This window comes from Paenibacillus sp. EKM206P, from assembly GCF_011066155.1.
Lineage (GTDB): Bacteria > Bacillota > Bacilli > Paenibacillales > Paenibacillaceae > Paenibacillus > Paenibacillus polymyxa_D.
In genome coordinates this window covers 153177-165493 of record NZ_JAAMNQ010000003.1, presented here as the reverse complement: position 1 = coordinate 165493, position 12317 = coordinate 153177, and the positions used below count along the sequence as shown (strand labels likewise).

At 45.2% G+C, this 12317-nt stretch carries 12 protein-coding genes; 11 read left to right on the top strand and 1 reads right to left on the bottom strand.

Going from position 1 to position 12317, the window contains the following annotated elements; genetic code table 11:
* Positions 1 to 170 precede the first annotated feature (170 nt).
* Positions 171 to 1274 carry a DUF3900 domain-containing protein gene (locus G9G53_RS07445; protein WP_165146566.1) on the top strand — a complete coding sequence of 368 codons (1104 nt, stop codon included), beginning with the start codon at positions 171 to 173 and terminating at the stop codon, positions 1272 to 1274.
* A 118-nt stretch (positions 1275 to 1392) separates the two neighbouring features.
* On the opposite strand, the gene G9G53_RS07440 is transcribed toward G9G53_RS07445, so the two are convergent.
* Entirely contained in the window at positions 1393 to 2322 is a 930-nt protein-coding gene (locus tag G9G53_RS07440) for an L-lactate dehydrogenase (protein WP_029517496.1), read from the bottom strand.
* 232 nt (positions 2323 to 2554) lie between these two features.
* Here G9G53_RS07440 and G9G53_RS07435 point away from each other — a divergent pair, with 232 nt between their 5' ends.
* The 10 genes from G9G53_RS07435 (at position 2555) to G9G53_RS07390 (ending at position 12271) form a co-directional block, all read left to right on the top strand.
* A complete protein-coding gene (locus tag G9G53_RS07435; protein ID WP_029517497.1) occupies positions 2555 to 3946 on the top strand; it encodes an amino acid permease in 1392 nt (463 codons plus the stop codon).
* Positions 3947 to 4108: 162 nt separating this feature from the next.
* Entirely contained in the window at positions 4109 to 5359 is a 1251-nt protein-coding gene (locus tag G9G53_RS07430) for a WD40/YVTN/BNR-like repeat-containing protein (RefSeq protein WP_029517498.1), read from the top strand.
* 153 nt (positions 5360 to 5512) lie between these two features.
* The gene (locus G9G53_RS07425; protein ID WP_029517499.1) at positions 5513 to 5695 is read left to right on the top strand and encodes a hypothetical protein; all 183 of its coding nucleotides are present in this window, start codon (positions 5513 to 5515) and stop codon (positions 5693 to 5695) included.
* Between the two features lie 188 nt (positions 5696 to 5883).
* Positions 5884 to 6279 (top strand): DUF2500 domain-containing protein, encoded by a 396-nt coding sequence (locus G9G53_RS07420; protein ID WP_013371386.1) that lies wholly within the window; start codon positions 5884 to 5886, stop codon positions 6277 to 6279.
* Positions 6280 to 6414: 135 nt separating this feature from the next.
* Complete coding sequence (locus G9G53_RS07415; protein WP_165146563.1) at positions 6415 to 7164, top strand: SDR family NAD(P)-dependent oxidoreductase; 750 nt, start codon at positions 6415 to 6417, stop codon at positions 7162 to 7164.
* Positions 7165 to 7282: 118 nt separating this feature from the next.
* Positions 7283 to 7705, top strand: coding sequence for a cell wall hydrolase (locus G9G53_RS07410; protein WP_165146560.1), 423 nt, complete (start codon positions 7283 to 7285; stop codon positions 7703 to 7705).
* Positions 7706 to 7757: 52 nt separating this feature from the next.
* Positions 7758 to 8213, top strand: a complete 456-nt coding sequence (gene gerQ / locus G9G53_RS07405) for a spore coat protein GerQ (protein WP_103049198.1) — start codon at positions 7758 to 7760, stop codon at positions 8211 to 8213.
* Between the two features lie 388 nt (positions 8214 to 8601).
* A complete protein-coding gene (locus tag G9G53_RS07400; RefSeq protein ID WP_185156340.1) occupies positions 8602 to 9903 on the top strand; it encodes a hemolysin family protein in 1302 nt (433 codons plus the stop codon).
* Between the two features lie 205 nt (positions 9904 to 10108).
* Positions 10109 to 11116 carry a biotin synthase BioB gene (gene bioB / locus G9G53_RS07395; RefSeq protein WP_029517504.1) on the top strand — a complete coding sequence of 336 codons (1008 nt, stop codon included), beginning with the start codon at positions 10109 to 10111 and terminating at the stop codon, positions 11114 to 11116.
* A gap of 36 nt (positions 11117 to 11152) precedes the next feature.
* Entirely contained in the window at positions 11153 to 12271 is a 1119-nt protein-coding gene (locus tag G9G53_RS07390; RefSeq protein WP_165146554.1) for a glycerol dehydrogenase, read from the top strand.
* The last annotated feature ends 46 nt before the right edge of the window (positions 12272 to 12317 follow it).

Sequence of the window (12317 nt, the reverse complement as noted above, 5' to 3'; positions counted from 1 at the left end):
AAACTTGTGAATTAGGAATGATATCTAATCGAAAAATTAATTTACATAATAAATATTATGTTAACTAAAAATATTTATCTTAATAATAGGCGGCTGAATCCGATGTACCTTTTAAAATCATAGTGATATAATTACGCGTACATGCCTGAAAAGGAGCGAATGGAACGTAAATGAACTTTCAAGTGGATTTTTTATCTTTTTTTGTAATTCAGGTAGATGGAAAAGAAGGACAGGGTGGTAAGTCCTATAAGCATTACGCTACGATGGACGACTACGATTATGACGAAAGCGATGTTAAAAAATTTCTGGACGGGGAATTTACTCGTATTAGCAAGCGGAAGGTTGAAAAAAATCCCAGCACAGAGCAGGCACCGACCAAAATCGGCCGCTTTATCGTCGAACCGGAGCATGAATTGAGCAGTAATCCGAATTTTAATATGTTCGCCCGACTGCGGGCAGCAGAGGATAAGGAAGATTTTAAAAATGCTTGTGACGATCTGATGCGGATGTATCTGGATACGAGCGCAGTACGCGGCGGAGCGCTGATCATTGTACAGGCAACCTTGAATACACACTCGGATGATCCGTTTATTTTTGTGCTTAAATGTGATTTCGAGCCTAAAATTGCCAGAATTACTGAAAGCAGTCTGGTGAGTGAGGTCGAAATGGCTATTTCTGCCCGTAATATGAAATCCATCATGTATCCTTACATGCTTGAGGAGGGGATGAACGATGAGTGGGAGCTTAAAATTCACCAGTCTTCGCATGCCCGGTATTTTGAGGATTTTTTGAAATTCGTGACCTATGAGCAATCCATGCCGGAAATCGTCAATGAGCATGTCATGGGCTTCGTTCAGAATTACGTAGAAACCAAATGGCCGGATGCATCTAATGAGGAAAGACAGCAGGAAGAGCGCGATCTGGAATTGTGGGCGGCGAGCGAAAAACGGGATCTGCAAGGGAAATGGGAACCTCTCCAGGTCGTAGAGGCTGCACAGCATATTGTCGAGCTGAAACCAGAAATTGAAGTTCGTTTTAAACTAGATGATACGGCCGTGCGTGGGCTACTGTCCGACTTTGGCGCCAAGCTGCATATCACGAAACTTCATGATCGATATGCACTTATTATTGAAGGTGACGCATTTACGTTTGAAAAGGGATTTTCACCGATTGAGCTGCTTCAACCTGAATCGTTTGAAACGGTGGCTGAGCGGCTAAAAGAGAAACGCCAGCATGAAAATGAGGATGCGGATGGCGATACGCCACCTTGGTAATTCGAATGCATAGCAGGACGACAAACTGAATTTTTACATTATAATGACTAAAAAACTGGCCTCTCAACGGATATTACCGCTGTGGAGGCCAGTTTTGTTTAGCTTTTATGTTCCCGATCTACATATGAACTTTGCTAATTTGATCTTTCAGCTTGTCCGCAGATTGAAGCAACCTAGCACGTTCCTCGTCATTGAGCGGAAGATCCAAAATTTCACGTACTCCATTGTGATCTACGATACTTGGAACACCTAAATATACGTCAGATACTCCGTTATAATCTTCCAGCAAGGTGGACACATTAAGTACCGACCCCTCGTCACCGAGAATGGCGGCTACGATTCGGTCGAGAGCCAGCCCTATAGCATAAGAAGTTGCGCCTTTAGCATCTATAATTTCATAGGCAGCATTCTTGGTATTTTCAAAAATTTCATTTTTCGTTTCTTCACCCAGTTCCAGCGGAGTTCCAGCTACGTTGGCCGTGCTCCATACAGGTAACTCGGAGTCACCGTGTTCTCCAATAATGTGGGCGTGGATGCTTCGTGGATCGATGCCTTTTTGCTTCCCGATCAAATAGCGGAAGCGTGCGCTGTCCAGCAACGTTCCTGATCCAATGACTCTGCTTGAAGGCCAACCACTGCGTTTCCAAGAGATGTAGGAGAGAATGTCCACTGGATTGGTTGCGATCAGCAAAATGCCATGTGTATTGACCTTGACGATATTATCAATAATACTTTCAAAAATTTCGGCATTACGCTTGAGAAGATCAATACGTGTTTCTCCCGGCTTTTGTGAAGCTCCCGCTGCAACAATGATGATATCTGCATTACGGCAGTCTTCATAATCACCCGCCCATACTTTGACACCGCCGAGAAAAGGAAGCCCATGATTCATATCGAGCATTTCCCCCTTCGCCTTTTTGACGTTGACATCAATAAAGACAAGTTCTTGCATGCGTTGGCGCAGCAGCAGGGTGTAGCCGGTTGTTGTGCCAACCGCTCCCATGCCGACAATAGCCACTCTACTTCGTTTGTAAGGTTTTAAGCTCATAAAATCCTCATCTCCTTCTCGGGTTGTATACCTTTTCATTTTGGGATATTACTTAAAAATTTATCTTTCCAACTCAGTGTACCCTATATACTAACCCATCGCAAAGAAATATGACATTTTTCCTTGACTTCAAAGGCGAGCTCGCTAATAATTAATCGAATGATAAGAACACGCACTAAAGCGTTGCAGCACCGATATTGACGCATGAAATTATGGAAAGAGGATTCGGCATATGGACTTATTTCGAAAAAAAACAGGACTGCTCCCGCATGAGGAAAGCGGATCTACAGGTCGCTTAAAGAGAACAATGGGTGCCTTTGATCTCACCATGCTAGGTGTAGGATGTATTATCGGTACCGGGATTTTTGTTATTACTGGCAAGGCAGCAGCAGAAAATGCAGGTCCTGGATTGATGCTCTCCTTTGTTATTGCAGGTATTGCCTGCGTACTAGCAGCCTTATGTTATGCGGAGCTATCATCTACAGTTCCCGCAGCTGGGAGCGCTTATGCGTATAGTTATATTGTATTTGGAGAAATTTTGGCCTGGGTACTGGGTTGGGACCTGATTCTGGAATATGGAGTGGCGGCCGCCTCTGTGAGTAGTGGATGGTCTGCATACTTTCAAGGCTTGCTGGCTGGATTTGATATACATTTACCGCTGGCTTTAACCGCAGCCTTCGATTCGACCAAGGGAACCATTATTGATCTACCAGCCGTGTGCATCATTATGCTCATCACACTGTTACTGAGTCTCGGAGCCAAGGAGACGGTTCGATTCAATTTAATAATGGTTTGTGTTAAAGTCGGAGTTGTATTGCTATTTATTGCAATCGGTATCTTTTATGTTAAGCCTGACAACTGGACACCATTTTTGCCTTATGGATTTTCTGGTGTTTTGAGTGCTGCGGCAATCGTATTTTTTGCTTATCTGGGTTTCGATGCCATCTCAACTGCAGCCGAAGAAGTTCGCAATCCGCAGCGGAATATGCCCATCGGCATTATTTCTTCTCTTGCGATCTGCACGGTATTGTACATTGCCGTTTCAGTTGTGCTAACGGGAATGGTACCTTATACGCAGTTGGGGGTAAGTGATCCTGTTGCGTTTGCCCTCCGTTTTATTCATCAGGATTTCGTAGCCGGATTGATTTCAGTCGGAGCGATTGCGGGGATGACCACCGTTTTACTGGTGCTGTTGTTTGGTCAAACACGGTTGATTTTCTCCATGTCACGTGATGGTCTTTTACCCGTTTTTTTATCTAAAATAAATGCCAAAACTCAAACACCGATTCGAAGCACTTGGCTGGTAGGTAGTATTATCGCATTGGCTAGTGGATTGTTCCCGTTACATGCACTGACCAATTTGACGAGTATTGGAACCCTGTTCGCTTTTGCTGTGGTATCGGTAGGGGTTATCGTTCTGCGCAAGAAACGCCCTGATTTGAAAAGAGGCTTTACTGTGCCGTGGGTTCCGTTGCTCCCGCTTTTAAGTGCGTTGGTTTGCATCGGTCTGATGCTTCAGCTTCATATTAGCACCTGGATTGGATTCATTGTGTGGCTCCTGCTTGGATTGCTGATCTATTTCTTCTATGGATACCACAAAAGTTTGTTGAACCGTAAATCCTAATAAATTTTAGTATAAAAAGCCGGCATCCTGCACTTTTGTGAAGGGGCCGGTTTTTTTTGTCATTACGCGAAATGTGTCACATAGAGGCGTTTATGGTATAATTCTGTTTCAGATAAGCTTTTGGCACGTGATTACAGCATGCCATCGAGGGAGGATTTTTATATGAAACTGCGCTGGCGTGCGCTCTTGGGGGGAGTACTACTGCTGATAGGTATTCTGCTGACTGCCTGTTCTGCTGAAGCCCCAGAAACGTTAACAAAACCTCCGATTGAGGAACCTGATGATCAGGGTCAGACGATTACTATTAATCCACCAGTGACTCCAAAGGTGGGCGATCCCAACGCCAAATATGTAGTTCAGACGCGAATAGCGGATTTTCATTTGATTGATAATAATAAAGGGTTAGTTTGGGGAGTTACCCATAATGAGCTCCGACTTTATGATACTCATGATGGCGGAAAGACATGGAATAATATTTCCCCCTCCGAAAACGTCCAATTTCAAGACAAACTTGAATATGGAAAGGACATCAGTTTCACTGATTCGCGTCACGGTTGGGTTGTCCGCCAAAATTTGGACAAAACAGCAACCGTCATTCTGAGAACAGCAGATGGAGGACAGAGCTGGGATGTTTCAGCGCTTCCAAGCGGGGATCATGTGAGCTCGATCCAATATGTAAATCCAACTACTGGCTGGATCATGGCATATGTAAAACTGAATGAGCAGGATCAACAAAAACTGTTGTATCACACCACTGACGGTGGAGCCACGTGGAATAAAGTTGCGCAAAGTTCTGGTATGACATCCAACAAATCAGGCTCAGGTTTACCCGATCGGGGCAGTCTGGCCGGGATGAGCTTTTCTTCCAACAAGCAGGGATTTGTAGCGATCAATCTAGATAACAGTGTTAAGTTGTACAAGACTTTGAATCAAGGGAAAACCTGGACGCCGGTAGCTAACAGAATTCAGGGCTGCCCTCAGGCCAAAGCAGAAGCCCAGCAGTCTCTGAAAGGGAGCAGTACCTCGTACTGGATTCCAGTTCTTTGCTCTGGGGTTAACGGCACAAAATATAATGGACTGTTTACAAATGATACAGGGGCCCAATGGAGCGATGTATCTTTGGGTCTGAGTAGCAACATTAATTCTATTATCCCTGGCCGTACGTTTCTAAACGAAAAGGAAGGGTGGATCATAACCGAAACCGGATTGACCCGTACATTGGATGGGGGGAAGACGTGGACAAGTCTCACAGGCAACAAAGTGCTACCCTTGAAGCTAAAAGACTACCCACGATCGGTCAAGCTCCGTTTCGCCTCTTCTTCGGTGGGTTGGCTGCTTCTGGAACGCCTTGATGACAAGAAGTCACTGCTGCTGAAAACGACGGACGGCGGTGCGAACTGGAGAATTTTATAATCGCTATAAAGGTGATTGCCCTGGGGTATTTTTCTCAGGGCGTTTTATTTTTAAAAAATTTAAATTTTATACGACTATATGTGAAAAAAATCACAAACTAACGAATAAGCCGCTGTTATACTAAACCTGTAAACAACGATAGGAGTGATAATCATGAGAGCGAATCAGGATCATATGTTAACCCAATACTACCTACAATTTTGTTATACTTGCCAGGATGCCTATGGTTGCACGACTGAAGAGGACTGCAAGCAGTGTGCAGAGCGTTACGCTGAAGACGAAGATCATGAAGCTCTGGATGAAACACAACGTTATCTCCAGCTTGTACATGTGTAAATCAATGAATCATTCTGATATCGCCATATCTTGAGCCTCCCGGATTATTCCGTGGGGGCTCTTGGCGTTCTTGAGGGTTGCTATCAAATTTGGGCAGGAACATACATATACTGTTATGGAAAGCTTAGGTCAGGTCAGGATGCCCGGTCGTTTCCCTGTGGAATGCCTGGCGGAGAGGAGTGCGGTGCATGGGTTTTGAATCATTATGGATGTTCGATTGGCTGGGCACGGTACTGCCCGTATTTTTCGTTGTCGTGTTGGGTATTGTCGTGTTGTCTGCAGGCAGGGAAGTCATGGAATGGAGTCGGAATAAAAGGCAGCCTGTACTGACGGTCGGTTCCCGAATTACGGCCAGAAGGACACATCTCCAACAGAGGCGGCAGGAGGAACAAGGGACTCGCACCTATACTTTCTATTACGTAACCTTCGAAGTGGAAAGTGGCGACCGGATGGAGTTTAAGGTATCTGGGGAAGAATATGGTCAATGCGCTGAAGGGGATGAGGGACGGCTTACTTTTCAGGGTACAAGGTATATCGGGTTTCAGCGTCTTAATCGCTATAGCTTGGAACAGGTTAAAATGTAGAATTCAGTCTAATTATTTTTGGATTCATTTACAGCCTTCTGTAAGAAACCAGGGTAGGGGGCTGTAGATGTTTCTTGTTCGACACATTTTGGTACATATATATTAGAACAGAGTAGTTCAGAGGAGGAATGATTCGTGTCATTTGAGGGACAAGTTGTTATTGTAACAGGAGCGGCGCATGGCATCGGGAAAGAGGTCGCTTTTGCCTACGCTGCTCAGGGTGCCCATGTTGTATTTGCGGACTACAATGAGGAAGAGGGTGCCGCAGCCGCTGCAGCAGCCCGGAACGAGGGCTATCAGGCCATTTTTATTCCTTGTGATGTACGGAAGGAAGAAGATATTGTGGCGCTAATCCGTGCCACGGTAGAAGAATACGGCACGATTCATACGCTAATTAACAACGCAGGCGTATCCAAATGGAAATCTCCATATGAGTTAACGCTAGCAGAATGGGATGACATTTTGAATACTAACGTACGCAGCTGTTTTATTGCCACTAGGGAAGCAGCTAAGGTGATGAAACGAAACGCAGAAGGTGGCTCTGTGGTCAATATGACCTCTACACGAGCTTTCATGTCAGAACCGGATACAGAAGCCTACGCGGCATCCAAAGGAGCTATTGCGGCCCTTACACACGCGATGGCTATATCGCTAGGAAAGGACGGGATTCAGGTCAATTGCATCAGTCCAGGGTGGATTGAAACCGGGGATTATGAGCAACTGCGTGCAGAAGACCATCAACAGCATCCGTCTGGGCGAGTAGGAACCCCTAAGGACATCGCACGGGCCTGTCTGTATTTGACACAACCCGGCAATGATTTTGTAACAGGCACGAATCTGGTAGTAGACGGTGGCATGACACGTAAAATGATTTACGAGCCATAATAAAATCCTAAATGAGTAGTCCCAATCTAGGGGCTATTTTTTTGTTTCTGGACTGTCACCCATTGGGCATTTGTACCATACGATAGGGTATGTGATGGAGAAGCGAGGAGGGGACGCGTTGGCTGTAATCAAGACCAACTCAGAGGATGTAAGGACACTCGCCCGATTGATGCGGGCAGAGGCCGAAGGAGAAGGAGAGCAGGGGATGCTCATGGTTGGCAATGTCGGAGTAAATAGGATTTTGGGCAATTGTCTGGATTTTCGGGGAGTTCGTCTTATGAACGATATGGTGTTTCAGAGTCCAGGCGGATTTGAAGCTACCCAAAAGGGGTACTTTTATCAAAGAGCTCGTGACCGTGACATTCGTCTTGCCCGGCGTGTCATTAATGGGGAAAAAATACGCCCGGCGTCCAATGCATTATGGTTTTTCAGACCGGCAGGAGACTGTCCGGACACCTGGTATAACCAGACCAATACTGGACGTTTTAAAGCCCATTGCTTTTTTAGCCCGACTGTACAGGATTGTCCTGCCGTCTTTTAGAACGCTTCAACATGAGTTTGAATAATTTAAAACCATTTTAGGAGGAATTTACATGATTTCACAGCAAGCTTACCGTCCTGTTTCTTATCCTGCTGGTGGCGGGTATCCCGAATGGCCCAGAGGGATGAATCCGGTCGGAACTATGCAGCCCATCAGCACCTTCCCCCCTCAGGTTAACAGCGGTAGTGCGATGACACCGGCTGGTATGGTGGTACAGAGCCAGACTCCACAATTTGAGCAATCATATATTGAAAACATTTTGCGCTTGAACTTGGGTAAAACAGGTACCTTTTATATGACGTATGAAAATAACCGGGAATGGAATGCGAAAATATTCAAAGGTATTCTGGAAGCAGCGGGTCGTGACCACATTATTATCAGTGATCCGGCTACGGGCAAGCGGACGATTTTGCTGATGGTGAATCTGGACTATGCTACTTTTGATGAGCCATTGTTGTACCAATATCCCGGCGTCATCGGGAATCCGGGTGCATCCCCGGTTCGCTGATGCCTTTATATATATGAGTCTACATCCTCTGCCAGACGGCAGGGGATGTATTTTGTTTATAATCTTTCTCAAATATAGTAGCTTTCTTGGTGGTAAGCGGCGAAAACGAGAGCTTTACGACCTAAATGATAGTGGAGCTGTTTTTTCTGACATTGCTTGTGGTTTGACTGTATAGAGTATAGTTATATAATTAAATATAAGCTGATGAATAATCTAATCATTTATGCGGAATATGGCTTTGGAAGCCGGAAGGAGTGAATGTGTTGGGAAGTTGACGCTGCTTATGATGTGTTATCGTTCTGTCTATGATGAAACTATCCGAAGGAGGTGCGCCTGTCTGCCGTAATGACGGCTGATGGGGAGCATATTGAGTGACCCTTTACCGAGTATGTTTAACTTATTTATTGTTTTTGCATTAGTACTATTGAATGGTTTTTTTGTATCTGCGGAATTTGCCATGGTGAAGGTCAGAGGCAGCCGTATTGAGACTTTGGTGGAGGCGGGCAATAAAAAGGCCGTATACGCCGCCAATATGTTACACAACTTGGACGCTTATTTGTCTGCCTGCCAGTTGGGTATTACACTAGCATCGTTGGGACTAGGATGGATCGGAGAGCCGGCCATCGCACATTTGATCAAACCTGTATTTACAGCCGCTGGATTAGGAGCGGTATATGTGCACGGTACTGCCGTGGTTATTGCATTTATTGTCATTACGATTCTGCATATTGTGTTGGGTGAATTGGCGCCCAAAACGATAGCTATTCGTAAATCTGAGACCATTACGCTGTATTCAGCCATGCTGATGACTTGGTTTTACAAGTTGATGTATCCATTCATATGGGCGTTAAATGGAATGGCGAACAGCCTGCTGCGTTTATTCCGTCTGGAGCCGGTATCCGAAAATGATGATTCCGCGCATACGGGGGATGAAATACGTATTCTGATGAAAGAAAGCAATAAGAGCGGACTAATTGATAATACGGAATTGGCGCTTGTTGATAATATATTTGATTTTACCGACACGACCGCCAGGGAAATCATGATTCCGCGAACTGAGATGATCTGCTTATACAGTAATGAGTCCACAGAAGAAAATCTCGCGATTGCGACGGAAAGCATGAGAACCCGTTATCCAATCTGCGCCGAAGATAAGGACCATATTATCGGCTTTATCCATATTAAGGACCTTCTGCGGGCGAACACACTGGATACCCGTACGATGATTCGACCGATTCTTGCTGTCCCTGAATCTACGCAAATTAGTGATCTGCTCAAACGCATGCAGCGTAGCAAGACGCAAATCGCAATTTTGATTGATGAATATGGCGGTACATCGGGTATGGTAACGCTGGAAGATATTATGGAAGAAATCGTTGGTGAAATTCAGGATGAGTTCGATCAGGAACGTCCGAGTTGTGAGCAGATTAATGACGAGGAATTTTCCATTGACGGCATGTTATTAATTGATGAAGTGAACGACCGCTTTGGGCTGGATCTTGATCATGAGGATTATGATACGGTAGGGGGCTGGCTATACTCACATGTCGAGGTTATTCCCCCACAGCCTGGTCAGACTGTAATGTTTGAGGGATGTATGTTCACGGTAGAAGAAGTTGAAAACAAGCGGATTTCACGTATTCGGCTGATAAAACAGCCTATCGTCGTGGAAGAAGCAGGAGTCTCATAACGGAATAAACCTAGAGAGCGACCTTGAACGATGTGGGGTCGCTTTTTATTTTGTCTCCTTTACAGAATGGACATGAATTGATATGATGTTCGTGTGATTGTCAACCTAATTATAATTATTTGGGTTGACAATAAAAAAGGAACTTCCTCTTCGTTGAAAATCTTATCCATTTACATGATCATTAAATTTTGGGAGGCAAGAAGGTATGAATTTACTAAACGAGGTTATAGATTGGGGCTCGTTGGCTGAAAAAGCAATACACGGCAGCCGTGTATCGCTGGAAGAAGGCATAGCGGTACTGGAAGCCGATGATGAGGAGTTATTACCGATTATGCAAGCTGCATTTCGAGTACGACACCATTTTTACGAAAAAAAAGTAAAGCTCAACATGATCATGAACGCCAAAAGTGGCCTGTGCCCAGAGGATTGCGGTTATTGCTCACAATCTATCGTATCCACGGCGCCTGTGAACAAGTATAGTATGTTGGACAAGGAATCACTGTTGGCTGGAGCTAGGGAAGCAGTTGCACGGAGAGCAGGGACGTATTGCATCGTAGCTTCGGGCAAGGGCCCAACAGATCGGGAGCTGGATCAGGTGATTGAGGCTGTACAAGAAATTACTCATACAATGCCACTCAAAATTTGCGCTTGCTTAGGGATTCTCAAGGGAGATCAGGCACGGCGGTTGGCAGAGGCTGGGGTACATCGATACAATCATAATTTAAATACAAGTAAGGCCAACTATCCCTCGATTACAACCACACATACATACGATCAACGCGTCGAAACTGTGAAAATGGCACAATCTCACGGAATGTCTCCATGCTCTGGCGTTATTATCGGGATGGGGGAAACGAATGAGGAAATCGTTCAAATGGCTTATGCCTTACGGGAGTTGGATGCTGACTCTATTCCGGTTAACTTCTTGAATCCAGTCCCCGGAACCCCATTGGAGGGAGCAAAGCGAATATCACCTATCCAAGCTTTGAAAGTGCTGGCACTGTTCCGATTCATCTGTCCATCCAAAGAAATACGCGTTGCAGGTGGACGAGAGTTGAATTTACGCTCATTACAACCGTTATGCCTGTATGCAGCGAATTCAATTTTTGTTGGAGATTATTTAACGACAGAAGGCCAAGAGGTCACATTTGATCATCAAATGATTGAAGATCTTGGTTTTGAAATTGAGATGTGTGCCCTTTCAACCGTATAATAGAAATTGTACAAACTTGGAAGGGAGAGTTAAACAATGAGCGAAAAAGTATTTATTAGTCCAGGTAAATATGTGCAAGGGAAAAATGTGATTGATAAAACAGGTGAGTATGTTAAGCCATTAGGCCGTACTGCCTTGGTTATTGCGGACAAGCTGGTTTGGGAGATTGCAGCCGACCGCGTGGTAAAAAGTCTGGAACTGGCTGATATTACAGCAGTTAAAATTGAATTTCAAGGGGAAGCCTCCAAAAACGAAGTCAACCGTATTGTGGATCAGGGACGAAGCGCCCAGGTCGACATTGTCATTGGTGTAGGTGGCGGTAAAACGCTGGATACCGCTAAAGCTGTAAATGAACTTCTCGGTTCCTCAGTTGTGATTATTCCAACGACTGCTTCTACAGATGCCCCTACTAGTGCACTATCTGTTTTGTACACCGACGAAGGTGCATTTGATACGTATTCCTTTTTCAGTAAAAATCCGAGCCTGATCCTAGTGGACACAAAAGTCATATCTCAAGCACCGCCCTTATTCCTCTCCTCAGGCATTGCAGATGCCATGGCGACGTGGATTGAAGCCCGTGCGGTCATTGAAGCTCGCGCAACGACAATGGCTGGTGGTTTGCCAACTTTGGCGGCAGAAGCCATTGCGTCCAAGTGTGAGGAAGTTCTTTTCGATTACGGACTGCAGGCTTACGAATCCGTGAAACGCAAAGTCGTCACACCTGCGCTTGAAGCGGTAGTGGAGGCGAATACGTTGCTAAGCGGTTTGGGCTTTGAAAGCGGCGGTTTGGCAGGCGCACATGCGATTCACAATGGTTTTACCGTTCTGGAAGGAGATATTCATCACCTAACACATGGTCAGAAGGTAGCTTTTGGCACCTTAGTCCAGCTTGCCTTGGAAAAAAGACCTTTGTCCGAGGTGGAGCGGTATATTGACTTTTATCTAAAACTCGATCTGCCTGTCACGCTGGAAGACATTAAGCTACAGGAAACTTCCCGAGAGGATTTGTACCGGGTAGCTCAGGCTGCTACCAAAGAAGGCGAAACTGCTCACAATCTACCATTTGCTGTCACAGCGGATGATGTGCTTGATGCAATTTTAGCGGCTGACCAGTATTCACTTGCCTATAAGGGCAAAATTGGACATAGAAACTAACTCCATACGAAATAAAGTAGATTCAAAGGCCGCTGATCAGCGGCCT

Excerpts from the sequence above, each read along its gene's own strand:
- G9G53_RS07445 (WP_165146566.1), top strand. The coding sequence starts at position 171 with ATGAACTTTCAAGTGGATTTTTTATCTTTTTTTGTAATTCAGGTAGAT.
- G9G53_RS07400 (WP_185156340.1), top strand. The coding sequence starts at position 8,602 with ATGTTTAACTTATTTATTGTTTTTGCATTAGTACTATTGAATGGTTTT.
- bioB (WP_029517504.1), top strand. The coding sequence starts at position 10,109 with ATGAATTTACTAAACGAGGTTATAGATTGGGGCTCGTTGGCTGAAAAA.
- G9G53_RS07440 (WP_029517496.1), bottom strand. The coding sequence starts at position 2,322 with ATGAGCTTAAAACCTTACAAACGAAGTAGAGTGGCTATTGTCGGCATG.
- G9G53_RS07435 (WP_029517497.1), top strand. The coding sequence starts at position 2,555 with ATGGACTTATTTCGAAAAAAAACAGGACTGCTCCCGCATGAGGAAAGC.
- G9G53_RS07390 (WP_165146554.1), top strand. The coding sequence starts at position 11,153 with ATGAGCGAAAAAGTATTTATTAGTCCAGGTAAATATGTGCAAGGGAAA.
- G9G53_RS07430 (WP_029517498.1), top strand. The coding sequence starts at position 4,109 with ATGAAACTGCGCTGGCGTGCGCTCTTGGGGGGAGTACTACTGCTGATA.
- G9G53_RS07420 (WP_013371386.1), top strand. The coding sequence starts at position 5,884 with ATGGGTTTTGAATCATTATGGATGTTCGATTGGCTGGGCACGGTACTG.
- gerQ (WP_103049198.1), top strand. The coding sequence starts at position 7,758 with ATGATTTCACAGCAAGCTTACCGTCCTGTTTCTTATCCTGCTGGTGGC.
- G9G53_RS07425 (WP_029517499.1), top strand. The coding sequence starts at position 5,513 with ATGAGAGCGAATCAGGATCATATGTTAACCCAATACTACCTACAATTT.